At 69.8% G+C, this 26,878-nt stretch carries 25 protein-coding genes; 15 read left to right on the plus strand and 10 right to left on the minus strand.

Annotated elements, in window-relative coordinates; translation table 11 throughout:
* Positions 1-5: 5 nt before the first annotated feature.
* The 3 genes from ACFWGD_RS09580 to ACFWGD_RS09590 form a co-directional block, all read right to left on the minus strand.
* Complete coding sequence (locus ACFWGD_RS09580; protein ID WP_377778440.1) at positions 6-1,427, minus strand: GntP family permease; 1,422 nt, start codon at positions 1,425-1,427, stop codon at positions 6-8.
* A gap of 176 nt (positions 1,428-1,603) precedes the next feature.
* Positions 1,604-2,770 carry a PucR family transcriptional regulator gene (locus ACFWGD_RS09585; RefSeq protein ID WP_377778441.1) on the minus strand — a complete coding sequence of 389 codons (1,167 nt, stop codon included), beginning with the start codon at positions 2,768-2,770 and terminating at the stop codon, positions 1,604-1,606.
* 60 nt (positions 2,771-2,830) lie between these two features.
* On the minus strand, positions 2,831-3,556 hold the full coding sequence (locus ACFWGD_RS09590) for a superoxide dismutase family protein (protein WP_377778442.1): 726 nt from the start codon (positions 3,554-3,556) through the stop codon (positions 2,831-2,833).
* A 175-nt stretch (positions 3,557-3,731) separates the two neighbouring features.
* On the opposite strand from ACFWGD_RS09590, the gene ACFWGD_RS09595 reads away from it, so the two are divergent.
* Genes ACFWGD_RS09595 through hypE form a run of 3 tightly spaced genes read left to right on the plus strand, consistent with a single transcriptional unit; the run spans position 3,732 to position 6,313 of the window.
* Positions 3,732-4,001: a HypC/HybG/HupF family hydrogenase formation chaperone gene (locus tag ACFWGD_RS09595; protein WP_377778530.1), complete on the plus strand. Its 270-nt coding sequence runs from the start codon at positions 3,732-3,734 to the stop codon at positions 3,999-4,001.
* Between the two features lie 13 nt (positions 4,002-4,014).
* Positions 4,015-5,166, plus strand: a complete 1,152-nt coding sequence (hypD, locus tag ACFWGD_RS09600) for a hydrogenase formation protein HypD (protein ID WP_377778443.1) — start codon at positions 4,015-4,017, stop codon at positions 5,164-5,166.
* A 19-nt stretch (positions 5,167-5,185) separates the two neighbouring features.
* Positions 5,186-6,313 (plus strand): hydrogenase expression/formation protein HypE, encoded by a 1,128-nt coding sequence (gene hypE, locus ACFWGD_RS09605; protein ID WP_377778444.1) that lies wholly within the window; start codon positions 5,186-5,188, stop codon positions 6,311-6,313.
* Here hypE and hypF read toward each other — a convergent pair.
* On the minus strand, positions 6,310-8,649 hold the full coding sequence (hypF, locus tag ACFWGD_RS09610; protein ID WP_377778445.1) for a carbamoyltransferase HypF: 2,340 nt from the start codon (positions 8,647-8,649) through the stop codon (positions 6,310-6,312). The two genes, hypE and hypF, sit on opposite strands and share 4 nt — an antisense overlap.
* Positions 8,650-8,806: 157 nt before the next feature.
* Positions 8,807-9,532: a DUF3800 domain-containing protein gene (locus ACFWGD_RS09615; protein ID WP_377778446.1), complete on the minus strand. Its 726-nt coding sequence runs from the start codon at positions 9,530-9,532 to the stop codon at positions 8,807-8,809.
* A 301-nt stretch (positions 9,533-9,833) separates the two neighbouring features.
* Between ACFWGD_RS09615 and ACFWGD_RS09620 the strand changes: the two genes are divergently transcribed.
* The 6 genes from ACFWGD_RS09620 (at position 9,834) to ACFWGD_RS09645 (ending at position 15,590) form a co-directional block, all read left to right on the plus strand.
* Positions 9,834-10,193, plus strand: coding sequence for a hydrogenase maturation nickel metallochaperone HypA (locus ACFWGD_RS09620; protein WP_377778448.1), 360 nt, complete (start codon positions 9,834-9,836; stop codon positions 10,191-10,193).
* 1 nt (position 10,194) lies between these two features.
* On the plus strand, positions 10,195-10,986 hold the full coding sequence (gene hypB, locus ACFWGD_RS09625; protein WP_377778449.1) for a hydrogenase nickel incorporation protein HypB: 792 nt from the start codon (positions 10,195-10,197) through the stop codon (positions 10,984-10,986).
* A gap of 160 nt (positions 10,987-11,146) precedes the next feature.
* Positions 11,147-12,370, plus strand: coding sequence for a hydrogenase small subunit (locus tag ACFWGD_RS09630; RefSeq protein WP_377778450.1), 1,224 nt, complete (start codon positions 11,147-11,149; stop codon positions 12,368-12,370).
* Positions 12,371-14,113 carry a nickel-dependent hydrogenase large subunit gene (locus tag ACFWGD_RS09635; protein ID WP_377778451.1) on the plus strand — a complete coding sequence of 581 codons (1,743 nt, stop codon included), beginning with the start codon at positions 12,371-12,373 and terminating at the stop codon, positions 14,111-14,113.
* Positions 14,110-14,970: a Ni/Fe-hydrogenase, b-type cytochrome subunit gene (gene cybH / locus ACFWGD_RS09640; protein ID WP_377778452.1), complete on the plus strand. Its 861-nt coding sequence runs from the start codon at positions 14,110-14,112 to the stop codon at positions 14,968-14,970. The genes ACFWGD_RS09635 and cybH overlap by 4 nt, the downstream gene beginning before the upstream one ends.
* On the plus strand, positions 14,967-15,590 hold the full coding sequence (locus ACFWGD_RS09645) for a hydrogenase maturation protease (protein WP_377778453.1): 624 nt from the start codon (positions 14,967-14,969) through the stop codon (positions 15,588-15,590). Before cybH ends, ACFWGD_RS09645 begins: the two co-directional genes overlap by 4 nt.
* On the opposite strand, the gene ACFWGD_RS09650 is transcribed toward ACFWGD_RS09645, so the two are convergent.
* Positions 15,587-15,925 (minus strand): hydrogenase maturation nickel metallochaperone HypA, encoded by a 339-nt coding sequence (locus tag ACFWGD_RS09650; RefSeq protein ID WP_377778454.1) that lies wholly within the window; start codon positions 15,923-15,925, stop codon positions 15,587-15,589. The two genes, ACFWGD_RS09645 and ACFWGD_RS09650, sit on opposite strands and share 4 nt — an antisense overlap.
* Before the next feature lie 44 nt (positions 15,926-15,969).
* Here ACFWGD_RS09650 and ACFWGD_RS09655 point away from each other — a divergent pair, with 44 nt between their 5' ends.
* From ACFWGD_RS09655 to ACFWGD_RS09665, 3 genes are read left to right on the plus strand one after another with little or no spacing between them, the layout of a single operon-like run.
* The gene (locus tag ACFWGD_RS09655; protein WP_377778456.1) at positions 15,970-17,214 is read left to right on the plus strand and encodes a reducing hydrogenase subunit alpha; all 1,245 of its coding nucleotides are present in this window, start codon (positions 15,970-15,972) and stop codon (positions 17,212-17,214) included.
* 1 nt (position 17,215) lies between these two features.
* On the plus strand, positions 17,216-17,461 hold the full coding sequence (locus tag ACFWGD_RS09660; protein ID WP_377778458.1) for a HypC/HybG/HupF family hydrogenase formation chaperone: 246 nt from the start codon (positions 17,216-17,218) through the stop codon (positions 17,459-17,461).
* Positions 17,462-17,470: 9 nt separating this feature from the next.
* Entirely contained in the window at positions 17,471-18,301 is an 831-nt protein-coding gene (locus ACFWGD_RS09665) for a MerR family transcriptional regulator (protein WP_377778459.1), read from the plus strand.
* A 51-nt stretch (positions 18,302-18,352) separates the two neighbouring features.
* On the opposite strand, the gene ACFWGD_RS09670 is transcribed toward ACFWGD_RS09665, so the two are convergent.
* Positions 18,353-19,750 (minus strand): HNH endonuclease signature motif containing protein, encoded by a 1,398-nt coding sequence (locus ACFWGD_RS09670; RefSeq protein ID WP_377778460.1) that lies wholly within the window; start codon positions 19,748-19,750, stop codon positions 18,353-18,355.
* Positions 19,751-20,022: 272 nt separating this feature from the next.
* Between ACFWGD_RS09670 and ACFWGD_RS09675 the strand changes: the two genes are divergently transcribed.
* Both ACFWGD_RS09675 and ACFWGD_RS09680 read left to right on the plus strand, forming a co-directional pair.
* The gene (locus ACFWGD_RS09675) at positions 20,023-20,673 is read left to right on the plus strand and encodes an RBBP9/YdeN family alpha/beta hydrolase (RefSeq protein ID WP_377778461.1); all 651 of its coding nucleotides are present in this window, start codon (positions 20,023-20,025) and stop codon (positions 20,671-20,673) included.
* Positions 20,673-21,767, plus strand: coding sequence for a winged helix DNA-binding domain-containing protein (locus tag ACFWGD_RS09680; RefSeq protein ID WP_377778462.1), 1,095 nt, complete (start codon positions 20,673-20,675; stop codon positions 21,765-21,767). The genes ACFWGD_RS09675 and ACFWGD_RS09680 overlap by 1 nt, the downstream gene beginning before the upstream one ends.
* 1 nt (position 21,768) lies before the next feature.
* Here the strand turns inward: ACFWGD_RS09680 and ACFWGD_RS09685 are convergent, their stop codons facing one another.
* The 3 genes from ACFWGD_RS09685 to ACFWGD_RS09695 are packed head-to-tail and all read right to left on the minus strand — an operon-like array spanning position 21,769 to position 25,399.
* Positions 21,769-22,680 (minus strand): MaoC/PaaZ C-terminal domain-containing protein, encoded by a 912-nt coding sequence (locus ACFWGD_RS09685; protein ID WP_377778463.1) that lies wholly within the window; start codon positions 22,678-22,680, stop codon positions 21,769-21,771.
* 11 nt (positions 22,681-22,691) lie between these two features.
* Entirely contained in the window at positions 22,692-24,044 is a 1,353-nt protein-coding gene (locus ACFWGD_RS09690; RefSeq protein ID WP_377778464.1) for a 3-oxoacyl-ACP reductase, read from the minus strand.
* Positions 24,045-24,076: 32 nt separating this feature from the next.
* Positions 24,077-25,399, minus strand: coding sequence for an acetyl-CoA C-acetyltransferase (locus tag ACFWGD_RS09695; RefSeq protein WP_377778465.1), 1,323 nt, complete (start codon positions 25,397-25,399; stop codon positions 24,077-24,079).
* 140 nt (positions 25,400-25,539) lie between these two features.
* Here ACFWGD_RS09695 and ACFWGD_RS09700 point away from each other — a divergent pair, with 140 nt between their 5' ends.
* Positions 25,540-26,853: an alpha/beta hydrolase gene (locus ACFWGD_RS09700; RefSeq protein ID WP_377778466.1), complete on the plus strand. Its 1,314-nt coding sequence runs from the start codon at positions 25,540-25,542 to the stop codon at positions 26,851-26,853.
* Positions 26,854-26,878 lie beyond the last annotated feature (25 nt).

The following is a 26,878-nucleotide window of genomic DNA, read 5'->3' on the forward strand; positions in this document are numbered from 1 at the left end:
TTGATTTAGAAGGCGCCGAGGGAGACCGCGGCGACGAGCAGCGCGACGACGAGGACGGGGCCGACCATGGTGATCATGGCGACGTCCTTGTACGACTGCCGGTGAGTGAGCCCGCAGACGATGAGCAGCGTGACCACCGCTCCCGAATGCGGCAGCGTGTCCAGGCCGCCGGCGGCCATGGCGGTGAGGCGGTGCATCACCTCGAGGCTCGTGCCGTCGGCCTCGGCCATCGCGCGCAGTTCCTCGCCCAGGGCATTGAGGGCGATGGTCATGCCGCCGGACGACGACCCCGTCAGGCCGGCCGTGATGGAGATGGTGACCACCGAGGTGATCACGGCATTGGCGCCCATGTTGAAGATTGAGTCGCGCACCAGCGCGAACGCCGCGACCGAGGCGACGACGGCGCCGTAGCCGACCTCCGAGGCCGTGCTGAAGGCGGGGAGCATCGACTGCTTCGCGCCATCGGCGAACGCCCCGGCCAGCTTCCGGCGGTGCCGGACGTTGAGCGCGAGGATGACCAGGATCGCGGCGACGATGCCGACGAGGACCGCCCACAGCGCCGCGCGGGCGGACAACTCGATGGAGCCGTACTTCTCGTCCGCGAGATATCCCCAGTCCATGGCCGGGAAGATGACCAGGGTGCACAGGAAGTTGACCGCGAAGACCGTGAACAGCGGCAGGAACGGCACCCAGCGGTTCGGCGGGGACAGAGCGTCGCCGGAGTGCGCGGGGGCCGTCCCACCGGCCCCGGAACCGGCGGCATCGTCGATGGCGTGGTGGGCGGCGGAGAAGGTCTCGCCGCCGCGGGCCATCGCCCGGCGCCGGTATTCCAGCCAGGCCATGCCGAAGGCCAGGATGCCCGCCGAGCCGACCAGGCCCACGGCGACGCCGGCGAAGGAGCCGGTGCCGAAGAACTGGCCGGGGATGATGTTCTGCACCTGGGGCGTGCCCGGCAGCGCCGTCATGGTGAAGGTGAAGATGCCCAGCGCGATCGTCGCCGGGATCAGCCGGCGCGGGATGTCCGCCGCGCGGAAGAGCTCGCGGGCCAGCGGGTACATGACGAAGGCGACCACGAAGAGGCTGATTCCGCCGTACGTCATCAGCGCCGAGGTGATGACGGTCGCCGCGATCGCGCCGCCCGCGCCGACCCACGAGGTGACCGTGGTGGCGATGGACTTGGCGTAGCCGGTGACCGTCATGAGGATGCCGAAGATCGCGCCGGTGAGGAACACCGGGAAGTAGCTGCCGATGAACTTCGCCATCGCCGGCATGAAGATCTCGGTGTACGACGCCAGGATCGGTGCGCCGGAGAACAGCAGCGCGACGATCGACGAGATGGGCGCCGCGATGATCACCGGGACGCCGCGGTAGGCGAGGGTGATCAACAGCGCGAGGGACAGCAGGATTCCGATGATCCCGAGGATCATGGGCGCCTCCTTGTGGGGGAAGGGACTGGGGTCCCCGGTGCGGCGCCCGCATCTTCAGGAGGTGATGCGGGTCACTCGCGCCGGGCGACGCTGATCAGGATGTCCCGGCGCATGTGGCCCGCGCTACATCGCGGCGTTCAATGTTTCGGCGTGAAATTCGTATCCCGCTACGAAGTTCATCGGCGGGAGGGGCCCATCGACGCCAGCGCCCACGACACCTCGATGAGGTGCTCCACGTCGCCGAGGTCGGCGCCGGTCAGCTCGGAAAAGCGCCGCAGCCGGTAGCGCAGCGTGTTCGCGTGGACCGGGATCGATGCGGCGGCGGCCGGGATGCTCATGCGGTTGCGCAGGTAGGCGCGCACCGATTCGATGATGTCCTCCCGGATGGCTCCGGCGCCGTCGAGCGGCGACAGGTAGCGGTGGCGGAGCAGGTCGGTGGTGGCGGGGCTGGCGTGGACGCCCATCCGCCAGGACAGGCGCTCCAGGTCCACTAGCCGGCTCGCCCCCACGGCATCGGCGGCGCGCAGGGCGACCGACGCTCCCTCGAAGGAGCGCGGCAGGTCGGCGAGCAGCGCCGGCTCGCCGAGCGCGATGGTTTGGCCGGGCTCCGGCGCGGACTCGTCGACGTCCCCGACGAGGATGCCCACGATCATGTTGGAGCGCACGGCCGTCAGCGCGCGCACGCCCGCGGCATGGGCCCACTTGTGAATCTCGCGCTCGCCGGCGTGGCCGGACCGCGGCCGGGCGGGGGCGGCGAGCGCCCGGACGGGGACGTCCGCGGGCACGTCGTAGGCGGCCGCGCCCCTCATCAATTCGGCCGCGTCCATGGAGTCGGACACGGCGGCGCCGATCCACGCCGAGCGCCGGGTCGAGTCCGCCACCGCCCGGGCGATCTCGCGGTCGCGGTACACGGCGGTGGCGCGGGTGGAGAAGACGTCGCCGAGGGACCACAGCAGCGTCGAGCATTCCAGCACCTGGTCCGACGGGATGCCGGACGCGGGCGCGAGCTCGATGAGCCGCTGCAGGATCACGGTCATCGACGTGCGGAAACCGCAGAGCACGTTGCCCAGGGACACGCCCTGCCCGAGCCGTTCGATGGCCAGCGCGTCGGCTTCGGGCACGCCCTCCGGGGAGGGCTCGCCGCCGTTGCGGATCGTCCGGATGCTCAGCTCCAGATTCCGCCGCGCCGACGCCGCGAGCGCCTCGGTGGGCACGACGTCGTACCCGGGCACGGAGGCCCGCAGGCGCTCCACGGTGAGCGTCACTATCCCGCGGTCCTGCTCCAGCGCGGTGAGCAGCTCATCCCATCGGGCCTGCGGCGCGGCGGCGGTGTCGGTGGTCATGACGGAACAGGGTAACCGTCCCCGTCCCGAATCGATTCCGCCCGCGCTCGTGGCGCGACGTTAGTTGGATTCCTCCACCACGCCGCACAGGGTGCGGTCGCCGGCGTCGCCGGTCTTCTTCGTGTCCGCGTCCGGGCCGTCGGGTGCGTAGCGCTCGGGGACGTTGGCGAAGTTGTCCGGCTTGGAGTGGACCATGACGGCGGAGCCGTCGTCGTCGACGAGCAGGTCGCGGGTCAGCCGGTCCGTGGTGAACTCCATGGTCGCGGTGCCGTCCTCGCCGACCAGCAGTGGCGGCATGTCGCCGGCGTGGCCGGTGGAGCCATCGGGGTTGCCGTGGCCCTCGGCGTCGGCGTCGCCGGTGAGGTGGCCGCCCGCGGAGAGGAAGTCGCCGGTCTTGTCGCCGTCGGGGGATTCGCTGTCCGGCTCGCACTTTCCGGTGCCGTGGATGTGGAAGCCGCGGAAGCCGGGCTCGAGGTCGCGGGCCTCGACGGTGACGGTGACCATGTCGCCGTCCTCGGCGAAGGTCACGGTGCCGGCGTCGTCGCCGTCGGCGGTCTTCAGGGCCGCGGTGGCGAAGCCCTCGTCGTCAGCGGCGGCCGACGTGCTGGTATCCGACTCATTGCTTTCCGACGTTCCGGCGGCCGCGGATTCGGTGACGGTGGTGGTCTCGGTCGTGGCGTCGCCGCCGAGGTTGAATCCGCCGTCGGCGCAGGCCACGAGGCCGAGTCCGAGGGTGGCGGTGCCGAGCGCGGCGGCGGTCGTGCGGGTGGTGGTGCGCAGTCGCATGGTGTCTCCCTGTGGGCCGTGCTTCGTTGTGATGGTCGTCACAGAAGTTTACCTGCGTTCACCCGGTCCGTGTGGCGCCCGGGCGCGGGCCGGCCGATCCGGGCGAGGTTGTAATGTCGGATCCGTAGCCCGGCCAGTCCCCGGCAGTCACCCGGAAGAAAGCGTGGAGAACGTCATGTGCCTCGGCATTCCCGCCCAGATCGTCGAGATCCCGGATCCCGCCCGCGCGAAAGTCGCGATCAGCGGGGTCGAGCGGATGATCGCCACGGATCTGCTTCTCGACGAAGAGCTGGCCGTCGGCGATTGGGTGCTCGTCCACGTCGGTTTCGCGCTGAGCAAGATCGACGAGGAAGAAGCAGCCCAGACGTTGACGCAGATCGAACGGCTCGGCGGGGACGTGTTGGCCGACGAAGTCGATTCCTTCACCACCAGCCGGATCGAATGAGCGGGGGAGCGCCATGAAGTACGTCGATGAATTCCGGGACCCGGAGGCCGCGAAGAAGCTGCTGCGGGCCATCGAGGCCAACGCGGCGAAGCTGGAGCGGTCGATTTCGCTGATGGAGGTCTGCGGCGGCCACACGCACACCATTTACCGCTATGGCCTGGAGAATCTCCTGCCGGAGAACATCGAGCTGGTCCACGGCCCGGGTTGCCCGGTGTGCGTGATCCCCATGGGCCGGGTGGACGATGCGCTGTGGCTGGCGGCGCAGGACGACGTCATCCTGACCACCTTCGGTGACATGATGCGGGTGCCGGGCTCGGACGGGTCGCTTCTCGACGCCCGCGCGAGGGGCGCGGACGTCCGCTTCGTGTACTCGCCGCTGGACGCGCTGAAGATGGCGGAGGACAACCCCGACAAGCACGTCGTCTTCTTCGCCGTGGGATTCGAGACAACTGCGCCGTCGACGGCGGTGACGTTGGAGGCTGCGCGTCGCAAAGCAATCCCGAACTTCTCGGTGTTCTCCAATCACGTCACCATCGAGCCCCCGCTGCGCGCGATCGTCGACGGCGGGGAGACGGGCGTCGACGGGTTCATCGGCCCGGGCCACGTGGCCACGGTGGTGGGCACGAAGGCGTTCGATTTCCTGCCCGGCGAGTTCGGCATGCCGTGCGTCGTCGCCGGCTTCGAACCGCTCGACGTGCTGCAGTCGGTGGCGATGCTCGTGGAGCAATTCGTCTCCGGCGACGTCGCGGAGGGCCGGGCGACCGTGGGCAACCAGTACGCCCGCGTGGTCCGGGCCGAGGGCAATCCTGCGGCAGAAGCGCTGCTCGACCGCGTGTTCACCGTCCGCGACCGGTTCGAATGGCGCGGGCTGGGCTGGCTCGACGACTCCGGCCTGGGCATCGCGGAGGAGTACGCGCAGTGGGACGCGGAAAAGCGCTTCACCGTCCCCGGCGCGCTGATCCCCGACCCCGTGGCCTGCGAATGCGGGTCCGTCCTGACCGGGCGGATCAAGCCGTGGGAGTGCCGCGTGTTCGGCACCGCGTGCACGCCGGATACGCCGATCGGCACGTGCATGGTCTCGCCGGAGGGCGCGTGCGCGGCGTACTACAACTTCGGCCGCATCGACCGCAAGGTCACCGTCGAGCTGGGCTCGCGCCCGAGCTGACCCGACAGCAGGAGAAGCAGTGGATCCCAAAAACCGCCTCAACGACGACGAGGACCGGGTCAACGCCAACATCGGCCGCGTCCGCGCGCGCAGGCACAGGCTTCGCGACGATCACGTCACCCTGGCCCACGGCGCCGGCGGCAAGGCATCGGCCGCGCTGGTGGAGAACGTGTTCTGGGAGATCTTCGGCGGCGACGTGCTGCCCGACGGCGGGGACTCGGCGGTGCTGCCGCTGGACGGTTTGCTGGGCGCGGGCGCGGGAGATGGAGGTGCGGCCGCCGGCTCGCTGGCCATGTCCACCGACTCCTACGTGGTCAACCCCATCGAGTTCCCCGGCGGCGACATCGGCGAGCTGGCGGTCAACGGCACGGTCAACGATCTGGCGGTTGCGGGTGCGGTGCCCAAGGCCATCACCGCGGCGTTCGTGTTGGAAGAGGGCCTGCCCATCGAGGTTCTGCGGCGCATCGTCGAGTCGATGGCGCGCGCGGCGGAGGCGGCGGGCGTGGGCATCGTCGCCGGCGACACGAAGGTCGTGCCGCGCGGGGCGTGCGACAAGCTGTACATCACCACCGCCGGCGTCGGCGTCGTGCCCGCCGGCCGCCGCACCGGGTACTCGGAAATCGAGGAAGGCGACCGCATCATCGTCTCCGGGCCCATCGCCGATCACGGCATGGCGGTGATGATGGCCCGCGGCGACCTGGCCATCGACGCCCCCATCCAGTCCGACACCCGCGCCGTCAATGGCCTGGTGGAGGCCCTGTTCGCCGCCGTGCCCGACGTCCGCTTCCTGCGCGACGCCACCCGCGGCGGCCTGGCCACCGTCATGAACGAGCTCGCCCGCGGCTCCGGCAAGGGCATCGCGCTCGATGACGGCGCCATCGCGGTGCGCGACATGACCCGCGCCGCCTGCGACATGCTCGGCATCGACCCGCTGTACGTGGCCAACGAGGGCACCTTCGCCGCCGTCGTCCCGGAGGCCGCCGCCGACGCCGCCGTCGCCGCGCTCCACGACGCCGGTGCGCCGGAGGCCCGCGCCATCGGCCGCGTCGTCGCCGAACCCGCGGCGTCGGTCGTGCTGGTCACCGGCTTCGGCGGCACCCGCATGGTGGACATGCTCGTCGGCGATCCGCTGCCGAGGATCTGCTAGCCCGGCGTCGTCCGGGACGCGAGCAGTCCCGCCATCGCCTGGCCCACGGCGAGCCCGCCATCGTTGGCGGGCACCACGCGGTGTTCCAGGAGCGCCAGCCCACGGGCTGCGAGGTCCTCGCGCAGCGCCGAGACGAGGATCCGGTTGAGCGCGCAGCCGCCGGTCACCCCGACGATCGTCGTGCCTGCAGTCTCTGCGGCCAGCGTTATCTGTTCGCCGATGATGCGCGCCAGGCCAACGTGGAAGCGCAGGGCGCGAACGGCCGGATCGCCGGGTTCGGCCAGCTCCTCGAATAGCTCGGGGATCGTGGTGGCGGCACCTTCCGTCACGCCCACCTCATCCACCGCCGTCCGCGCCAGATGCTCGAACTCCATCGCGGCCTGCGCCTCGTAGCTCACCGCGCCGTCGTCCCAGGTCGCGCCGCATCCGGCGAAAACGGCGGCGGCGTCGAAGATCCGGCCCAGCGACGTCGATGCCACCACGCCTACGCCCGCGGCCAACTGCGATTCGAGCAGCGCGCGCTCGGGGGCGGCGTTGGCGGGAATCACCTCATCGAGCACCTCGCGGACCACCGCATCCAGCCCCCACGACCGCGCGACGCACACCGCGGTCCGCCACGGCCGCTCCACCGACCGGTCGCCGCCGGCGAAGTCGAAGGCGGGCACGTGCCACGTCCGGGACCAGCTGCGGAGATCTCCGTGACTGCTTCCTCCGCCCAGCGTCAGAATCTCCCCGCCCCAGATCGTCCCATCGGTGCCGTACCCGGTGCCGTCGAGCGCGGCGACGACCGCCGGCCCCTCGGCGATCCCGTGTTCTGCCAGCAGCGACAGCGCGTGCGCGTAATGATGCTGCACCCCGACCAACCGCACCCCCGGCTCATCGTCGGCGAACCGCTCGGCCCACGCCGTCGTCGCGTAGTCGGGGTGCAGATCATGGATCACGAGCCCCGGCTCGACCCGCCGCATCGCCAGCATCCGCTCGACCGACTCCCCGAACGTCGCCTGCGACACGGCCGAGCGCATGTCCCCGATGTGCGGCGACACGTGCGCCATCGCACCCACGCCGCCCTCACCGCACACGCCATCGACGACGGCGAACGTGTTCTTCAGCTCTCCCCCGACGGCGAGGACGGGGGCGGGCGCGGTGTCGTCGGCACGCGAAAAAGGGAGAGGAAGCGGCAACGGCGCGACGCCGCGCGACCGCCGCACGGGGCGCTCGCCGAGGAACACCGAATCCTCCACGGGCACGTGAATACCCCGATCATGCAGCAGAAACGCATCCGCGATATGCCCCAGCCGCGCCCGCGCCGCCGCATTGCCGTGGCACAGCGCCTCGCCGGGCGGGTTGCCGGACGTGGCCACGAGAGGCTTGTCGACGACAAGCTCGTGCAGCGGCGAATACGCCACCATCACCCCGATGTCGCCGAGGCCCGGGGCGACCGATGGGGCCAGCCCGGTGCCGGCGCGGATCGGCGCGATGACGATCGGATGCGCGGGCGAGGTGAGCAGGGCAAGCTCCGCGTCCTCGAACCTGGCGAGGCGCTCGGCGGTCGTGGCATCGGGGACCATCACCGCGAAGGGCTTGGCGGGGCGGTGCTTGCGGCGGCGGAGCTTTGCGACGGCCTCGTCGTTGGCGGCGTCGCACATGAGGTGGAAGCCGCCGATGCCCTTCACCGCGAGGATGGCGCCGTCGTCGAGGAGCGCGCGGGCGCGGGCGATGGTGGCGGCGACGGACGCGGGGGAAGACGCGGAGCCGGGTTCCTCCAGCCACAGCCGCGGGCCGCAGTCGAAGCAGCTGATCGGCTGCGCGTGATGGCGGCGGTTGCCCGGGTCCGCGTACTCGGCGGCGCAGGCCGGGCACATGGGGAACTCTCGCATCGTGGTGTTCGGGCGGTCGTAGGGGACGTCCTCGATGATGGTCAGCCGCGGGCCGCAGTTGACGCAGGTGATGAAGGGGTAGCCGAAGCGCCGGTCGGCCGGGTCGCGCATCTCCGCCAGGCAATCGGGGCACGTGGCGACGTCCGGCGGCAGCAGCGTGGGGGCCCCGCCCGCGCGCCGGGAGTCGAGGATGGTGAAGCCGGACTCGCCGTCGTCCAGCGGCAGATCACGGACCTCGTGGGCGAGGATGTGGGACAGCGGAGGGGCGTCGTCAAGTACGTCCTCGATGAACGCATCGACCACCCGAGATTCGCCCTGGACCTCGATGAACACCTCGCGGTCGTCATTGCCGCAGAAGCCCGAGACGGCGTGCCGCGCGGCGACGGCGGCGACGTGCGGGCGGAACCCCACACCCTGGATCACGCCGCGCAGCAGGTGCTCGCGCCGGATATCGCTCATGATGCGAGCTTAACCGTGGGGGCTGGGGCTCAATCGCGCAGTTGAAACGGCGTCGCCGGTCGGCTGGGATTCCACCATTGATCAAAGGACTCCACGGCTTGTAGGATCAGGGGCGTAGAGATCGTTCATGTGAACGACTCCGCATTGCCGGACCCCGTTACCCCTGGTAGCGGGGTTTCGTGCGTGTGGGCCAGACGCGATATCGGCCTCGGCCACGGATCGTGGCCACGCGCTCCCACAGCTGGTTCTGGAGCTTCACCACCTTCGGGGCGGCCTTTTTCTGGGTGAGAATCCTGTTTGCGATGTACGTGCACAGGTCGGCGGCTTGGAGGCCGCGGTGGACACGTGAGTCGTAGAAGTCCAGTGAGCTGATCCTCGCGAGTTTCGAGCTTTTGAATCCGTAGGTTCCGTTCGCTTGGTAGCTGACGAACTCCTTGCGTCCTTCTTCGGCCGTGTAATGGTCATCGAGGTAGACCGTCACGGTCTCGTCGTGCTTTTCGGCGAACTCGTTGATCCGTTCGAGGATGAACCCGATGCTGATCGTCCGGTGATTGAATGGCCGCGCATAGCGTTGAGACTGCGCGACTCGGTCGATGCACTCGACGTAGAGCGATTCCGCGTGTTCGTCGATGATGGTCATGGCCTTGAGATAGACGGCGGCGCATAGCCGGACCGGCAGGCCCTTCCAATCGCACTTTTGCTGCATCATGTCGTGCCCGTGCAGTTCCGCTGCCCTCGGAATGGGCGTCGACCTGCTGTACTGCACCATCAAGTCATCCAATGCTCGGTTCAGTGGTTCGAGTTCGTCTTCGCTGACGATGAGAGCCGACAGAAAGAAGTAGTCGGCATCGGATTCCGACTCGTCGATGAACGCGTGCAGCATGGGGCGAGAGTATCCCGGGCGACGGATGACGTCGCTCGGCCAAAAGGCGGTGCCAGAGCGGCGGCCTGCCATCACCGGCCTGTTGGCGCCGTGTGGATGTTGAGTCCCCGATAACAGGTGTTCAGCGCCCGCTTCGCGAATGTGCCCAATCTAACGCCGGGCCCAATTTTGCTGATCCGGCCATATCGTTGCAGGTCACGGCTCCGCCCGTGTGCACGTTCCCCGCCAGCACCTCGCCATCACCGCACCCGCACCCCGAGCGGGCTACATGGAATTCAAATACGGGTCTAAGGTGGGTCATATGCATGAGGTGGCCTTGAGCATGCAACTGGCCCGAATCGTGGCCAAGGCTGCCGATAACCGAAAAGTCCTGGTCGTTCGGCTGGAGATCGGTGCACTGCGTCAGGTGGTGCCCGAGACGCTGGCCCACGCCTGGGGGTTCGTGGTCAAGGACACCAACCTTGGTGCGTCGCGCCTCGACGTCGATTGGAAGCCGGTGGTGCTGGAGTGCCCCGCCGGGCACGTCGCGGAGCTGCCCGAGTCGTGGGGGTTCGACTGCAGGACCTGCGGGGAGCCGGCGAAAGTCGTGGGCGGCGAAGAGTTTCGGGTGCTGGACATCGAACTTGGGCCGCCAACAGAGCCAACGCGGGAAAGAGCGTGAGATGGGTCGCTTCCACAGGCACGACGACGGCACGGTGCACGCGCATGACCATGGGGACCATGCGCACGAGCACCCTCACACCAACGCCGACAGCGCCGAGCACGGCGACCACACCGGGTACGACACGGGCCGCGAGCGGGTGCAGATCCTGGAGGACATCTTCACGGAAAACGATGTCCGCGCCGCGGAGAACAGGGCGCTTTTCGACGACCACGGCGTCGTCGCCATCAACGTCATGAGCTCGCCCGGCTCGGGCAAGACCGCTCTGCTGCGCCATGCGCTGGAGGATCTGCGGGGGAAGGTCCGGGTCGGGGTGATCGAGGGGGACATCGAGACGCCGCTGGATGCGGAGCGGCTGGAGGGCTTCGGGGCGCAGATTTCGCTGCTCAACACGGGCAATGGCTTCGGCGGCGAGTGCCATCTGGACGCGCCGATGATTTCCTCGGCGCTCAAGGGCCTGGATCTGGCGGAGCTGGATCTGGTGTTCATCGAAAACGTGGGCAATCTGGTGTGCCCGGCCGAGTTCGAGGTCGGCGAGCACCGCAAGATGATGGTCTACGCGGTCACGGAGGGCGAGGACAAGCCGCTGAAGTACCCGGTGATGTTCCGCTCCGTGGAGGTGGTGGCGGTGAACAAGGTGGATCTGCTGCCGTACCTGGATTTCGACATGGATTTGTTCCTGGCCAATCTGCGCGCGGTGAATCCGGGCGCGAAGGTCTTCGAGGTTTCCGCCAAGACGGGCGAGGGCCTGGGGCCGTGGCTGGAGTGGCTGCTCGCGGGGGAGGGGAACTGATGTCCCTGGCATCTCCTTCGCCGAACTGCCCCGACAATGCTTGCTTTACGACGAACTCATGGGCGGCAACACCACCCGCCCGTTACGAGGATGACGGGGGTGGTCTCCGCCGATCGCGGCGCCGGCCCTCGGATCCGCTGCGGACTGGGAGGACGCGGATATGAACATCGGCCATGGCTGGCGGGGTGAGACGCTCGCCGAGAATCTGGAGAAGTCGGGCGTCTCGCGCCGGGACTTCATGAAATTCTGCGGCGGGCTCGCCGCCATCTTCGCGGCGGGGTCGCCCGCCATGGCCGGGGCGCAGGAGCTGACGCCGGCCGCGGAGGAGATCGCCGACAAGCTCGGCGCGGTGAAAAAGCCCAACGTCGTGTGGCTGCAGCTGCAGGAGTGCACCGGCTGCATGGAGTCGGTGCTGCGCTCGGGCGGGTCGACGGTGGAGGACCTGGTGCTCAACCACCTGTCCATGCCGTACAACGAACTGCTCATGGCGCCGTCGGGCCACGCGGCCGAGGAGGCGCTGGACGAGGCCAACAAGGAACCGCACATCCTCGTGGTCAACGGTTCGGTGCCCATGAAGGACGACGGCATCTACTGCACCATCGGCGGCAAGTCGTCGGAGCAGGTGCTCATGGAGGCCGCGGAAAACGCCACCGCCATCCTGGCGGTCGGCGCCTGCGCGGTGTGGGGGTCGGTGCAGGCGGCGAAGCCGAACCCGACCGGCGCGGTGGGCATCGACGAGCTGATCACGGACAAGCCGGTCATCAACGTCGCCGGCTGCCCGCCGATCGGCGAGGTGATCACGGCGACGATCACGTACATCCTCACCCACGGCGAGTCGCCGAAGGTCGACGCCGAGGGGCGCCCGCTGTTCGCCTACGACCAGCGCATCCACGACTCCTGCCCGCGCCGCGCGCATTTCGACGCCGGCCAGTTCGTGCGCACCTTCGACGACGAGGCCGCCCGCAACGGCTGGTGCCTGTACGAGGTCGGCTGCAAGGGCCCGTCGACGTTCAGCCCGTGCCCGATCATCCAGTGGAACCTCAAGTCGGGCTGGCCGATCGGCCAGGGCCACCCGTGCATCGGGTGCACGGAGAAGGATTTCTTCGACAAGTTCACCCCGTTCTACGAGGAGCTGCCCAACGTCAGCGGCTTCGGCGTGGAATCCACCGCCGCGAAGGTGGGGCTGGGCGCCGTCGGCGTCGCGGCCGCCGGCGTGGCGGTGCACGCGGGGATCACGACCATCAAGCAGATCGGCATCCGGCAGAAGTCGGGTGACGAAAGGGTGATCGCCAAGTTCGGCGAGGGACCCGACGTCGGTTCGGCCGGCCGCGCCGTCGACGCCCACGACAACATGCCCGGCGATGTGACGGGGAAGGACAGCTAAATGGCCACCGAGAGACTCGTCATCGACCCGCTGACCCGCATCGAGGGGCACCTGCGCATCGAGCTGGAGCACGAGGACGGCAAGATCACGGACGCCTGGAGCGAGACGACGATGTTCCGCGGCATCGAGGAGATCTGCCGCGGCCGCGACCCCCGCGACGTGTGGGCCTTCGTCGGCCGCATCTGCGGCGTGTGCACGGGCGTGCATTCGGTGGCCTCGGTCGTCGCGGTGGAGGACGCCATCGGCTCGACCCCGCCGCCGCAGGCCCGCCGCATCCGTGACCTGGTGCTGGGCTCGCAGGAGGTCCACGACCACGTCGTGCACTTCTACCACCTGCATGCCCTGGACTGGGTCAACGTCGTCTCGGCCGCCGAGGCCGACGTGGACAAGGCCCTGGAGTTCGCCAAGTCCATCGGCTCGACGTGGCGCGGGAACACCTTCGACAAGTTCACCAAGGTCAAGGAGACCCTCAACCAGGTCATCGAATCCGGGCAGCTGTCCATCTTCACGGGCGGTTACTGGGAGCACCCCGATTACCGCCTGCCCGCCGAGGCCAATCTCATGGCGGTGTCGCACTACCTCGACGCCCTGGAGTTCCAGCGGTCGATCATCCGCATCAACACGGTGTTCGGCGGCAAGAACCCGCACCCGAACTTCCTGGTCGGCGGCATGGCGTGCTCCATCGACCCGGACAAATCGGAGACGGTCAACCAGGTCCACCTGGACCAGGTGGAGACGTGGGTCGCCGAGATGCTCGAGTTCGTCACCGACTGCTACTACCCGGACGCCGTGGCCATCATGGGCGTCTACGACGACTACTTCGACATCGGCGCCGCCGCCCCCAACTTCTTGGCCGTCGGCATGGCCGGCGCGACGTTCGCCGGCGATCCGGCCAAGTCCCGCCTGGACACGGTCCACTCGGACGTGACGCCGGGCGTGATCCTCGACGGTGACTTCAGTAGGGTCGCCCCCTTCGATCCGTCGAAGATCGAGGAGTTCGTCGCCTCCGCGTGGTTCTCCTACGAAGACGGCGACGACAAGGGCCTGCACCCGCTGGTCGGCGAGACGACGGTGGACTACACCGGCCCGAAGCCCCCGTACGACTGGTTGGGCGACGACGAGAAGTACACGTGGTCGAAGGCGCCGCGCTACGACGGCCGCGTCATCCAGGTCGGCCCCGTCGCCCGCGTGCTCAATGCCTACATCCAAGGCGAATCCCGCACCAAACAGCTCGTGGATGAGGCCGTCGACAAGCTCGGCATTCGCATCGAGCAGATGAATTCCACGGCGGGCCGCACCTTCGCCCGCGCCGTCGAGGCGGTGACCACGGCGGAGTACATGGCCGAGGTGACCATGCCGGCGTTCGTCGACGGCATCCGCGGCGGCGACATCGACGTCTTCGACGCCACCAAGTGGGAGCCGTCGAGCTGGCCCGACGAGTGCTCCGGCATGGCGTTCACCGAGGTCGCGCGCGGCATGCTCAGCCACTTCACGTCCATCAAGGACGGCAAGGTGAGCAATTACCAGGCCGTCGTGCCCACCACCTGGCTGGCGGGCGGGCGCGACCCGCAGGGCCGGCTGGGGCCCTACGAGGAATCGCTTGCCGACGGCCACCCGCTCGTCGATCCGGAGCAGCCCCTCGAAGTGATCCGCACCATCCACTCCTTCGACCCCTGCATGTCCTGCGCGGTCCACGTGCTGGATGCCGAGGGGACGGAGATCTTCAAGACGGTGACGTCATGACCGCCCCCGACAAGAGCCCAGACAAGAGCCCGGATAAGGGCCGCGAGGCCGAGGCCATGTCGGCCGAGTCGATGCGGGAGCCGGGGTCGCCGAGGCGGATCATCGACGGCGACGAGTACGTCCGCATCGACCTGTGGTCGGCGGGGCTGCGGTTCCAGCATTGGGCGTCGGTGCTGCTCATCGTGGTGATGTCGGCGACGGGCTGGTACATCATGGACCCGTTTTTCGGCCCGGATGCGGCGAGCGCCGCGGCGTCGGGGGAGACGGGCTACCTGATGGGCTACATCCGGTTCATCCACATCCTCTCCGGGTTCCTGTGGTGCGGCGTGGCCCTGGCGCGGCTGTTCATGCTGTTCTTCGCGCGCGGCCGGCAGTCGCGGTGGAAGGCGCTGTCGCCGTTCCACTCGAAGGCGGACGTCAAGGGGCTGTGGGACGTGACGCTGTACTACGCGTTCCTGAAGAAGCACGCCCCGCTCTACATCGCGCACAATCCGCTGCAGCAGCTGTCCTACACCGGCATTTACGTGATGTGCCTGTTGCAGCTGCTCACGGGCCTGGCGCTGTACGGGTTGTACGACCAGTCGAATTGGTTCCTCATGGTGCTGTCGTACCCGGTGCATTGGCTGGGCATTCCCACGGTGCGCCTGATTCACGCGGTGCTCATGTTCCTCATCTGGGTGTTCGTGGTCATTCACGTGTACCTGGCGGTGAGGTCGGATGTCGTCGAAAAGCACGGCGGCATTTCCTCCATGATCAACGGCGGAATGTGGCTGCACCGTGACGCGCGCCCGGTCGACGGCGAGCGCGTCGGCCCGCCGGCGAGGGCCGACCGCAGGCGCGGGCGGAGGGCGCGGTGAGCGGTCCGGGGATCACGGTGCTGGGCGTCGGCAATGCCGTCATGGGCGACGACGCCGCGGGCCTGGAGATCCTCCGCCTGCTCAAGGCGCGGGTCATGGGCGGCTCGGGCAGCGTCGACGTCGATGCCCTCGTGCCCCTGGCCAGCGCGTCGGCGTCGCCGTCGGTGCCGGGAGGGCTGGGGCTTTACGACGCCCACCTCGACCCCGCTTCGGCCACCGCCACCGATGTTGCCGCGGGCCCCGGCGGCCGGATCGGCGACGTGGCGTTCGTGGAGGGCGGTACGTCGGGCCTGGAGCTCGTCGGCGTGGTCGGCGAGGCGCGCAAGCTGTTGGTCCTCGATGGCCTGACGGGGCCGGGGGAGCCCGGTGACGTCGTGGTGCTGGAGGGCGACCAGGTGCCGCGGCTGTTGCGGTCGAAGTTGTCGCCGCATCAGGTGGGGCTGCTGGATCTGCTGGCCACGGCGCGTCTGCTGGGCCATGAGCCGGAGCTCGTCGGCGTGGTCGGCGTCGTGTGCGCCAGCGCGGAACTGGAGGTGCGGCTGACCCCGGAGGTCGCCGCCGGGCTGCCCGCGGCGGTCGATGCCGCCGAGGAAGTGCTGGCGCGGTGGGCCGCGGGCTAGGTGTCCACGTCCACTTCCCGGATGGCGAACTCCCGCCCGTGCCGCAGGTCGGCGGTGGGCGCGCCGCATTCGGGGCAGGCCAGGGCGAAGAACTCGTCGATCTCCCGCTCGGCCTCGCACGCCGGGCACCACACGGTGGCGGCAATGACCTCGACGTCCAGGTCGGCGCCCTCGCAGACGGTGCCGCCGGCGGCCAGAGGCCACGCGGCGTACAGGGCGTCTTCGATGACCCCGGCGCGGGTGCCCACGTCGAGGGCCACGCGCCGCACCCGGCGCCCGTCCGCCGCATCGGCGATGACCTCGACCACGCCCGTCAGGAGCCCCAATTCATGCATGCCCCAAGTGTGGCACGGCGTCCCATTGTGAAAGCGTTGATCCCATGAGCGAGACCATCCACCTGGACCAGTTGGTCGACCCGTTCGAGGCGAAGGTCGTCGTCGTGCGCGATGACGCGGGCGCCATCGTCGACGCCCGTTTCGACCTCGCCGGCCTGCCGCGCCTGGACCCGATGCTGGCGGGCAAGGACGTCGCCGGCGTGCCGGACCTGGTGAAGATGCTCTGCGGCATCTGCCCCGTCGCCCACCACCTCGCGGGCGTCGCTGCGCTGGAGTCTCTGGCGGGCACCACCCCGGATGACCTCCCGCGGCCCGTGCGCGATCAGCGGCTGCTGCTCCATCACGGCAGCGTCCTCGATTCGCTGGCCTCCCGCTTCATCGGCCGCGACCGCGAGCTCGCCGTGCGCCTGCGCCGCCTGGGCAAGCTGGCCATGAAGGCCGCGGGCGCGCCGGGCCATTTCCCCGGCGTCGCCATCCCCGGCGGTGTGCGCGTCCCCGTCGATGCGGAGGCGCTCGCCGACCTTGCGGGCCAGCTTCCCCCGCTTGACGACGACCTCGCGCACCTCCTCGGCCACCTCCCCCAGTCGGCTGCACGGACGAGTTTCGCGGGCCTCGACGTCGCCGTCGTCGATGCCGACGGGCGCCTCGATCCGCTGGGCGGCCACGTCGGCGTGCTCGGCCCCGGCCCCATCCACCAGACCTTCACCGCCGCCGAATGGGCCTCCCGCGTCACGGAGTCGCGCCCAGGCGCCCCCGACCCGCGGCCCGTCATCGAGGTGGGCGGAAAGACCTGGCTCTACCGCGTCGGCCCGATGGCGAGGGCCCGTTTTCGCGACGGCGGCGCGGCCGTCTCCGATCCTTTCCGGGCGCAGCTGCTGACGCTGGCGGATTCGGTATCCGCGCTAATGGGATTGGCCGAATCTCTGGCGGGCGTACGCAATGCGAGCGCGGCGGTGGGGGAGACGGCGTCGTCGTCAAGCAAGCGTGCGGGGACCGGGATCGGCGTGGTCGACGGCCCGCGTGGCCTGCTCGCGCACGAGTACGCGGTGGATGAGGCGGGGACGGTGGCCGGTTGCCGGATCCTCACGCCGACCGCCCAGAACGAGGCGTGGCTGGCCGGCATGCTCCGCGAATCGCTTGCGGCAGTCGGCGACGACAATGCGGAGGCCTGGGCGGAGTCGGCGATCAGGGCGGCGGACCCGTGCCTGCCGTGCACCTCGGCACCCGAGGGCGGGATGGGCGTTAAGTTGGAGGACGAGCGGGACGAGCTGAAGGAAGGCGGCCGCTGACATGTGCATCGGGGTTCCCGGCAAGATCCTGGCCATCCGCGACGGGCTGATGCCCATGGCCGACCTCGACTTCGGCGGCACCGCCCGCGAATGCTGCCTGGCCTACGTGCCGGAAGCGCAGGTGGGGGACTATGTGCTCATCCAGAACGGGTTCGCCATGGACGTCATCGACGAGGCGTCGGCGAAGGCGTCCCTGGAGGCGATCGCGGAATTGGGTCTTGCACCTGACCCTGCGTCAGGTGATTGAGTCCAGTTCATGCGAGACACGACTCACCAAGGCGACGGCACCGAGCTGACCATCGGCGAGGCCGCCGAGCTGCTCGGCATCACCGTGCGGGCGCTGCGGCACTGGGAGTCGATCGGGCTGCTCGTGCCGTCGTGGCGGACGCTCGGCGGGCACCGGCTCTACGTCGACGACGACCTGGAACGCGCGCAGCGGATCCTGGTCTACCGCGAAATCGGGCTGCCGCTGTCGGAGGTCCGGGAGCTCGTCGACGGCGGCGGCGACGCCCGGGAACACCTGGAGCGCCAGCGGCGCCTGTTGGCGGAGCGCGCCTCGCATCTGCGCCGGATGATCGGCGCAGTCGACGACATGTTGGAGGAGATGACCGTGTCCAAGAACGGCAAGAACAACAAGAACGGAAAGAAGATGGATCCCCGCGCCGCGGCCGAGAAGTTCGGCGGCGGGTGGCGCCAGGACTACGCCGACGAGGCGGAGGAGCGCTGGGGTGGCACGGAGGCGTGGGCGCAGTCGCAGGAGGCCAACGCCAACCGCACCGAGGGCGAGTGGGCGGAGATGTTCGCGGACCAGGAGAAGATCGTCGCCACGATCGCGGAAGCTGTCGCCGACGGCACCGATCCCGATTCGGGGACCGGCCGCGAGGTGTCGGCGATGCACCGTGCGGGCATCGCGAAGCACTACGAGTGCACCCACGGCCGGCAGGTGCTGCTGGCCCGGATGTACCTGGCCGACGAGCGTTTCCAGCAGTCCTACGGCGGCATCGAGCCGACCCGGTGGTTGGTCGCGGCCATCGAGGCCGACGCCCGCGCCAACGGCGTGGACCCGGAGAACGCTTCCTGGGGCTGACCTCCCTCTTTCCCCTTCGGCTTTTCACCTTCCGCGTGCCCTCCGTTCAGCTCAGAACGGCGGGACCTCGGGGTACTTTGCCTGCTTCTCCTTGTCCTTGATCGGCAGCCCGGTCTCGGGGTCGGTGCCGTCGGCGTCGGGACCGTAGAGCTTCGGCCAGAGGTCGACGGCCTCCTCCCGGGCTTTCTCGGTCCTGGCGTTGGCCGCCTCTTCCGCGGCCATCCGCCGGCGGTTGTGTTCGGCCCGGGCGCCCGTCAGCCGCGTGACCCGTGCGTCGAACGTCTGGCGGCCGAATCCGGCCAGCGGCCCCTGCGGAACCGTGGAGAAGCGATGCTCGCCGTCGGCGCTGGTCCAGACCTCGTCGCCGTCGGGGTGCAGTTCGATGTCCCACAGCTTCGAGGTCTTGACGTTGTGATGTCGCCGGCACAGGCAGTGCATGTTCTTCGTGTCGGTCGGGCCGCCATTGGCGGGGTCGTTCGCGTCGAAAGCGGCGACGTGGTCCTTGTCGCCCCGGTGGGCCGGGCTGTTGCAGCCGGGGAACCGGCACACGCCGTCGCGGCCCTCGAGGAACGCGACCATCGCCTCCGTCGGCGCATACCCCTCGGTGTCGCCGTGGGACGCGATGCGCAATCCGGTGATGCGGGCGACCCACTCGTCGGTGGCCACCGCGTCGAGCCAGCCGGGGCCCGACATCCACGCCGGTCCGCCCGCCACATCACGGTAGAGGTTGAACGTCACCTTCACGCCGGCGGCGGTGCCGCGCAGAGCATGCAGGAGCGCATCGTTGCGGGAGCAGTGGTGGGCGGCGGCGATCGCATCGACGATCGCCAGCGCCTCCCTCGCCAGATCCGCCCGCATCCCGATGTGCCACAAGGTGTACCTGGGGGACCGGTCGTCGATGTCGAAGTCCGCTCCGGTGGCCGGGTCCGGCACCGGTTCGTCGTCGGGGTCGGGTGGCCTGGCCATGGGCTGCAGGTCGCCGATGATCCGCGACAATTCCGACGCCAGCGACCGGTAGCCCACCAGCGCCTGACCGTGCCGCTTCGGCGCGAGATACCGCAGGAGGCGATCGGTGAACGCCTCCAGATGCTCGTCATCCAGCGGAATCACGGCGCGGGCGATCATCCGCACATGGGACAGCGGCAGAAACGGCCGCTGCTCCAGGAGATCGCCAAGATCGGTGAGCCGGTCGAGCATGAGCCCGATGTCGCAATAGTCCAGCCCCGCCGCATGCGTGATCCCGAGCCGCGGGGCAATGCGCGCGAGGTGATCCTCGACGTCGGCGGGGCCGCTCGGGCAGGCGAGAACCGCGACGCGCAGGTCGCGGGCATTGCGTTCCAGTCCCGCCGCACACAGTGGGTCGCCCGGGGTCTCGTGCGCGAAGAGGGTGCCGGGAAAGCTGCATCGGTCGTCGTGGTGGTCCGGGCAGGGGCAGGTGTCATCCGCCATCGTCAATCCCCGAAAATCGAAGGTGTCGAAAGACCGTATGAATCCATGGCCGCGCGCCAGGGCCGGCGATGACGCCATGAACTCGTGGGTGCCCTCCCAGTCCCTGTCGTGAGAGGGGCGATGACAGAACCTCCCCTTGCCATCGACCCCCACGCTACTCCCATTCGAACGCCTGCGCTACCCCAGGCCCCAGAATCTTCCGGCGAATCGGGTCCCGATGGGCGTCGCAAAGCAAAGGACGCGGTCAGGCGCGGTGCCGTACCCTCGCTGCCATGAGCGAAAAGCACCACGAGCCCGTCACGGACCTGCCGGACGCGGGCGCGGACCGCCCCCGCGCCGTCATCGTCCATGGCTACAACGGCTACCCGGCCAAGCATTGGTTCCCGTGGCTGGCCGCGGAGCTGGTCGGCGCCGGCTTCCCGGTCACCCGCGTGGCCCTGCCGAATCCGTCGCGCCCGCACCCCGTGGCCTGGGCGGATGCGCTCGCGGAGCAGGCGGGGTCCCTCGATGGCGCCGTCGTCGTGGCGCATTCCCTCGGTTGCTTTACGACGCTCCGTCACCTGGCCCACAACCCCGATCAGGCGTTGGCCGGGCTGGTGCTGGTGGCCGGATTCGATCAGAAGGGCAGTGAGCTCGTGCGGGGGTTCGCCGATGAGCGCGAGGCGCTGAGCCAGCTCGACCCGTTCATCGGTGACGGCGTGGACACTCCGGCGCTGCTGCCGCAGTTGGGGGAGGTCACGGTGATCATGTCGGATGACGACCACATCGTGCCGAAGGTCTTCTCCGAGTCGATGGCCGAGCGCCTCGGCGCCGAGCCGGTCGTGGTGTCCGGTGCGAAGCACTTCCTGTATTCGGATGGCGTCACCGAGGTGCCCGCCGCACGGGATGCGGCGCTGGCGGTGTTGCGGACCAGGGAGCCCTGATGCTCGAGCTCACGCCCTCCGCCGCCCGCGCAGCCCGGTGCCGCGCGCAGCTGTTGACCGCGAAGGACCGCGCCGCCGATCCCGTGTCGGCGGTGCGCCACATGCTGGCCTTGCAGGCGCAGAACGCGAAGGCGGCGCGGTGGGCCGTGGGCATCCGCACCAGAAACCCGAAGTATTCGGAGGGGCAGGCGGCGCTGGAGTCCGGCGCGCTGATCCGCACGTGGCCCATGCGCGGCACGCACCACATCATGGCCGCCGAGGACGTCTCCTGGCTGACGGGGCTGTGTTCCCACCGGGCCCGCTCGGGTGTCGAGACGCGCCGTGCGGCGCTCGGCCTGACGCTTGACGACGTCCTCCGTGCAGGCGCCGCCCTCTCCGAGGCCACCACCGACCCCGATCGGCTGCCCGAGCACATCGCCGAGAAGGCCGTGCCCTTCGTCGGTCCGCGCGGTGCCGCGGTGGCGCTGACCCGTGAGGGGGTCCGGGCGTTGTGGGAGAGCGTGGGCATCGATTCGTCGTCGAGCCGCGGCTCCCACATGCTGCGCTTCCTGTGCGAGGAGCGCGTCCTCGTCCAGGGCCCGCCCGTCGGTACCGCGGACACCTTCACCGTGTTCGAGGCGTGGGTGCCCGAGTCTGAGGAGGGGGAGACCGAGGAATTGCTGCGCCGTCTCGTCGTCACGCATCTGCGTGGCCGGGGACCCGCGCAGGTGTCAGATATCGCGTGGTGGTCGGGGCACACGCGGGCGACCATCGCGAAGGCGGTGGAGGCCGCCGGCGATGCCGTGACGGAGGTGTCCGTGGCCGGGCGGCCGCACCTGATGCTGGCAGAGGCCGCCGAGGAGGCCGCGGCGAATCCGAACGCCCGGCCGCCGCGCGGGCCGATCGCGCTGCCCGCGTTCGACGAATACATGATGGGCTACGGCGACCGGACGCTGGCGCTGGACAAGGACGCCGAGCCGGAGCTGTTCACGCTGATCGGCCCGACCATCAACGGCCTGGTCAATCGGGCGACGATGAAGGCCGGGCGGATCGTCGACACCTGGGACGACGACCACCCGGCCGCATCTGACTACCTGAAATTCGCGGGGCGGTGAACTACACGTCCCGCACGTGACCCGTGAAGTGCGGGCGCCGCTTCTTGCGGTCCCACGCCACGATGTCGGTGCCGCCGCGGCCCTCGCCGTCGACGACCTCGCCCGCGCGGGTGATGGCGACCATCACCGTCGCCGGCACGATGACCGGCGCCGCGAACTCGATGTGGAACTCGAACGGCGCGCCGCCCGGGACGTCGGACTCCGCCAGCGCGCGCGAGGCGGTGTACATGCCGTGGGCCACGACGCCGGGCATGCCCAGCGCCTTCGCCGTCAGGCCCGTGACGTGGATCGGGTTCCAGTCGCCGGAGACCTTCGCCCACGTGCGGCCGATGGAACCGGGGATCCGCCACTGCGCCGTCGGGCGCGGCACCTTGAACTGCGGCCGCTTCGAGGAACCGGCCGAATCGTCGAGGGGCTCGACGTCGTCAAGCTTCTTGCCCTTGGCCAGGTACACCGAGGTCTCCTCGACGAGCACCTCGCCATTGCTGGTCACGGTCGCCTCGTGGACGATCTCCGTGCCGGAGCGGTGCGCGCGGAAACCGGCCACGCGGACCTCCACGTCGACCTCCGAGCCCACCGGAACCGGCTTCAGCTGGCGGTACGTGTTCGACGTGTGGATGAGGCCCATCATCGGCAGCGGGAAATCATCCGCGGCCATGAGCTCCATCTGCAACGGCATGATCAGCGCGTGGACGTGGCCGAAGAAGGCGGAGCCCGCCACGTGATCGACCGGCGGGGCGCCGGCGACGCGGCGGAAATCCTCGTCGCGCGACGCCGAGACCTTGACGCCCTTGACGGCCAGCGCCGGGGTCTTCAGGGTCGACGAACGGTTGGTGCGCTTGCCGCCCGTCGCGGCCTTCGCGTACAGCGGGACCAGCGACGGAACGGAGGACAGGACTTTGGCTTCAGTCATGCCGGCGCCCCCTACTGACCCACGATGTTCTGGCCACAGACGCGCAGAACCTCGCCGTTGACGCCCAGGCCACGGTCGGAGACCAGGAACGAGATCGCCTGCGCGACGTCGCCCGGCTGGCCGCCCTGCTGCAGCGAGTTCACGCGGCGCGCGACCTGGCGGTTGACGAACGGGATCGACGCGGTCATGTCGGTCTCGATGAAGCCCGGGGCGACGGCGTTGATGTTGCCGCCCAGGCCCGCCACGCGCTCGGCGGTGGCCTCGACCATGCCGATCACGCCGGCCTTCGAGGTGGCGTAGTTGGTCTGGCCGCGGTTGCCCGCGATGCCCGACGTCGACGACATGGTGGCGATGCGCGGCGAGTTCTGGAACGCCTCGTGCGCCAGCAGCTGCTCGTTCATGGTCAGCTGCGCCTCGATGTTGACGGCGATGACCGAGCCCCACTTGGCCTCGTCCATGTTGGCCAGCATCTTGTCGCGGGTGATGCCCGCGTTGTGCACCACGATGTCGAGCTTGCCGAAGCGCTGCTGCGCCGCATCCGCGATGCGGTTGCCGGCGTCGGCCGAGGTGATGTCGAGCTGCAGGGCCAGGCCGCCGAGCTCGTTGGCCACCTTGGACAGGGCGTCGCCGGCCGGGGGCACGTCGATGACGATGACGTCGGCGCCGTCGGCCTTCATCTGGCGGGCGATGGCCGCGCCGATGCCGCGGGCGGCGCCGGTGATCGCGGCGACCTTGCCGGCCAGCGGCTTGTCCCAGTCGGCCGGGATCTCGCCGGCATCGGAGGAAACGGTGAGGAACTGGCCGTCGACGAACGCCGAGCGGCCGGAGAGGAAGAAGTGCAGCGAGGACACCACGGACGGGGCGGTGACGCCGACGCCGTCGTGGACGAGGATGCCGTTGGCGGTGGCGCCGCCGCGGACCTCGTGGCCCATCGAGCGGACCAGGCCCTCGGCACCGCCGCGGGCGGCGTTGACGGCGACGTCGATATCCTCGCCGTGCTCCGCCTTCGCGCGGGAGATGACGATGAAACGCCCGCCCTTGTCCAGCTTGCGCAGGTGCTTCGCGGCGTTGAGCACCGGCTCCTGCAGCTCCTTCGGGCGCGCGGCCTCGGTCACGACGACCACGATGGCGCCGATCTTGTCGTCGCCGGCCTCGTCGCGCCGGACGTTGAGGTCCCAGTCGGCCAGCTGCTTTGCGACGGCATCGGCGTCCGCGCCGGAACCGGTCACCAGCACCTTGTCGTTCTTCAGCAACGGGTCGCCCGCCTTGTGGCGGCGAAGGTGCGGGGGCTGGGGAAGGCCGAGGGACTTGGCGACGCCCGTGAGCGGACCGCCGGTGACCAGTTCCTGGTACTTGTCTGCCATGTCAGATGCTCCTTGTTCGGTATTCGCGGGGGTTACGGGCGGGCTTCGAGGATGGCGACGACGCCCTGGCCGCCTGCGGCGCAGACGGAGATGAGGCCGCGGGCGACCTCGCCGGTCTCGTCGGCCTTGGCGCGCAGCATCTTCGCCAGCGAGGCGGTGATGCGGCCGCCGGTGGCGGCGAAGGGGTGGCCGCAGGCCAGCGAGGAGCCGTTGACGTTGAGCTTCTCGCGCGGGACGGAGCCCAGCGCGCCGTCGAGGCCCAGCTTCTCGCGGCAGTACTCCTCGTCCTCCCACGCCTTCATCGTGGCGCAGACGGTGCCGGCGAAGGCCTCGTGGATCTCGAAGAAGTCGATGTCGTCGAACGTCAGGCCCTGGCGGGCCAGCAGGCGCGGGGTGGCGTAGGCGGGGGCCATGAGCAGGCCCTCGTCGCCGTGGACGAAGTCGACGGCCGCCGACTCGACGTCGACGACGTCGGCGAGCACCGGCAGGCCGCGCTCGGCTGCCCACTCCTCGGAGGCGACCAGCACGGCGGAGGCGCCGTCGGTCAGCGGGGTGGAGTTGCCGGCGGTCATGGTCGGCTCGGTCTCCAGGCCGCGGCCGAAGACGGGCTTGAGCTTGCCCAGCTTCTCGGCGGTGGAGTCGGCGCGCAGGTTGGTGTCGCGGGAGACGCCCTTGAACGGGGTGATCAGGTCGTCGAAGAAGCCCTCGTCGTAGGCGCGGGCCAGGTTCTGGTGGGACTTGGCGGCGAGCTCGTCCTGCTCGGCGCGGGTGACGTTCCACTCGGCGGTGGTCAGGGCCTGGTGCTCGCCCATGGACAGGCCGGTGCGCGGCTCGCCGGTGCCCGGGGCGGCCGGGGCGAAGTCGGCGGGGCGGATGGCGGACAGCGCCTTGACGCGGCCCATGGTGGTCTTCTGGCGGCTGGCGTTGAGCAGCGCCTTGCGCAGGCCCTCGGACACGGCGATCGGGGCGTCGGAGGTGGTGTCCACGCCGCCGGCGATGCCGGCGTCGATCTGGCCGAGCTTGATCTTGTTGGAGATCGACGACAGCGCCTCCATGCCGGTGGCGCAGGCCTGCTGGATGTCGTAGGCCGGGGTCGTCGGGTCCAGGGCGGAGCCGAGGACGCACTCGCGGACGAGGTTGAAGTCGCGGGAATGCTTGAGCACGGCGCCGGCGGCGACGGAGCCGAGGCGCTCGCCGGCCAAGCCGTAGCGGGCGACGAGACCGTCGATGGCGGCGGTGAGCATGTCCTGGTTCGACGCGTCGCTGTATTCCTTGTTGGAGCGCGCGAACGGGATGCGGTTGCCGCCGACGATGACGGCGCGGCGCGGTGCGTTCTGAGTGGGCTGGGTCGTCATGTGACTGGTGCCTTCCTTGATCCCTATGTGTGATCTGAGTAACTAAATGTAGACATTATCCCGAATTGCGACCCATGTCACCCCGTTGCGCAAAAGATCGTGCGACCACCCCCCGGGGGAGGAGGGGTAAGAATGTCCGCGTGAGCCCACTCGAAAACCTCCCCGGCATCGCCGATCTGTCGCTGACGGGGCCGAAGGCCCAGATCGCCGTGATCCTCGCGCTGCTGCTGGCCCTCGCGCTGATCATCCGGCCGCCGAAGGCGCGGCGCGGGCCGCGCGGCTGGTTCACGGGCCCGGTGCTGGTCACGGGGGTGGTGGCGTGGTCGATCGTCGCGTGCGTGTGGCTCCTGCTGGAGGTCATCTGGCGGCCCTTCCCCGAACAGGTCCCCGGCGCCATGTACCTGGCCGGCGGGGTGGCGCTCCACGTGGGGTTCTTGGCCGTCGTCAAGCCCTTGGCCACCCGCCGCAGGAACCTGGCCCTGACCCTGCCCGTGGCGCTGGTCGCGGTGGTCGCGGCGCTGCTGCAGGCGAACATCACCTACCAGCTGTATCCGACGGTGGCCACGCTCGACCCGACCGCGGGGCCCGAGGAGTACGACTACGCCGCGCTGCCGTCCGTGCGCGATCGGCGCGACGGCGGCGTGGTCACGCAGGTGAAGCTGGGCAATTCCGCCAGCGGTTTCGCCGCCCGCGATGCGCAGGTCTACCTGCCGCCCGCGTACTTCGACCGCGACCGCCCCCGGCTGCCCGTCATCGTGCTGGTCCACGGCGTCCCCGGCTCGCCGGCACAGTGGTTCGACGAGGGCCGCGCCGGCGAGGCCCTCGACTCCTTCGCAGCCGCCCACGAGGGCCGCGCGCCCGTCGTCGTCGCCGTCGACGCCAACGGCGAGACCTTCAAGGACACCCTCTGCGCCGACTCGCCGGTCACCGGCGACAAGCCGATGACCTACCTGGCCACCGACGTCCCCCGCGCGGTCAAAGAGCTTTTCGACGTCTCGGCCGACCCCGCCGAGTGGGCCATAGCCGGGCTGAGCCGCGGGGGATCCTGCGCACTGCAGGCGTCGCTGCAGAACCCCGGCACGTATCCGACATTCTTGGCCATGTCCCCGCAGAAGCACCCCGTCGACGAGAACCTGAAGCAGACCGTGGACAAGTACTTCCGCGGCGACCGCGCCGCCTACGACGCCATCGACCCGCTGGCCATGCTCGAGCGCGGATGGGCGCAGCCGTCCGGCGATGGCGCGGTGCCCGTGGCGGGCACCATCATCGCCGCCGTCGACGACGAGGAGGACGGCGACGCCGGGCGGGCGCTGGCCGACGCCGCCAACCGCGCCGGGTTGCCGGTCGTGTACTCCGAACGGCCCGGCGGGCACACCTGGCGGATCTGGGCCGCGGGCTTCCGCGACTCCCTGCCCTGGCTGTCCGCCCGATTGGGGTTGACCGGGGAAGACTGACCGGGCGGGGTCTATGCTCTATCCC

The sequence above is a fragment of the Corynebacterium sp. NPDC060344 genome, from assembly GCF_042725215.1.
Lineage (GTDB): Bacteria > Actinomycetota > Actinomycetes > Mycobacteriales > Mycobacteriaceae > Corynebacterium.

Coding starts and splice junctions, on each gene's coding strand:
- ACFWGD_RS09675 (WP_377778461.1), top strand. CDS start 20,023: ATGAGCGAAAAGCACCACGAGCCCGTCACGGACCTGCCGGACGCGGGC.
- ACFWGD_RS09670 (WP_377778460.1), bottom strand. CDS start 19,750: ATGGCGGATGACACCTGCCCCTGCCCGGACCACCACGACGACCGATGC.
- ACFWGD_RS09655 (WP_377778456.1), top strand. CDS start 15,970: ATGAGCGAGACCATCCACCTGGACCAGTTGGTCGACCCGTTCGAGGCG.
- ACFWGD_RS09650 (WP_377778454.1), bottom strand. CDS start 15,925: ATGCATGAATTGGGGCTCCTGACGGGCGTGGTCGAGGTCATCGCCGAT.
- ACFWGD_RS09580 (WP_377778440.1), bottom strand. CDS start 1,427: ATGATCCTCGGGATCATCGGAATCCTGCTGTCCCTCGCGCTGTTGATC.
- hypF (WP_377778445.1), bottom strand. CDS start 8,649: ATGAGCGATATCCGGCGCGAGCACCTGCTGCGCGGCGTGATCCAGGGT.
- hypB (WP_377778449.1), top strand. CDS start 10,195: ATGGGTCGCTTCCACAGGCACGACGACGGCACGGTGCACGCGCATGAC.
- ACFWGD_RS09665 (WP_377778459.1), top strand. CDS start 17,471: ATGCGAGACACGACTCACCAAGGCGACGGCACCGAGCTGACCATCGGC.
- ACFWGD_RS09685 (WP_377778463.1), bottom strand. CDS start 22,680: ATGACTGAAGCCAAAGTCCTGTCCTCCGTTCCGTCGCTGGTCCCGCTG.
- hypD (WP_377778443.1), top strand. CDS start 4,015: ATGAAGTACGTCGATGAATTCCGGGACCCGGAGGCCGCGAAGAAGCTG.
- ACFWGD_RS09680 (WP_377778462.1), top strand. CDS start 20,673: ATGCTCGAGCTCACGCCCTCCGCCGCCCGCGCAGCCCGGTGCCGCGCG.
- ACFWGD_RS09695 (WP_377778465.1), bottom strand. CDS start 25,399: ATGACGACCCAGCCCACTCAGAACGCACCGCGCCGCGCCGTCATCGTC.
- ACFWGD_RS09690 (WP_377778464.1), bottom strand. CDS start 24,044: ATGGCAGACAAGTACCAGGAACTGGTCACCGGCGGTCCGCTCACGGGC.
- ACFWGD_RS09620 (WP_377778448.1), top strand. CDS start 9,834: ATGCATGAGGTGGCCTTGAGCATGCAACTGGCCCGAATCGTGGCCAAG.
- ACFWGD_RS09595 (WP_377778530.1), top strand. CDS start 3,732: ATGTGCCTCGGCATTCCCGCCCAGATCGTCGAGATCCCGGATCCCGCC.
- ACFWGD_RS09615 (WP_377778446.1), bottom strand. CDS start 9,532: ATGCTGCACGCGTTCATCGACGAGTCGGAATCCGATGCCGACTACTTC.
- ACFWGD_RS09660 (WP_377778458.1), top strand. CDS start 17,216: ATGTGCATCGGGGTTCCCGGCAAGATCCTGGCCATCCGCGACGGGCTG.
- ACFWGD_RS09590 (WP_377778442.1), bottom strand. CDS start 3,556: ATGCGACTGCGCACCACCACCCGCACGACCGCCGCCGCGCTCGGCACC.
- cybH (WP_377778452.1), top strand. CDS start 14,110: ATGACCGCCCCCGACAAGAGCCCAGACAAGAGCCCGGATAAGGGCCGC.
- ACFWGD_RS09635 (WP_377778451.1), top strand. CDS start 12,371: ATGGCCACCGAGAGACTCGTCATCGACCCGCTGACCCGCATCGAGGGG.
- ACFWGD_RS09585 (WP_377778441.1), bottom strand. CDS start 2,770: ATGACCACCGACACCGCCGCCGCGCCGCAGGCCCGATGGGATGAGCTG.
- ACFWGD_RS09630 (WP_377778450.1), top strand. CDS start 11,147: ATGAACATCGGCCATGGCTGGCGGGGTGAGACGCTCGCCGAGAATCTG.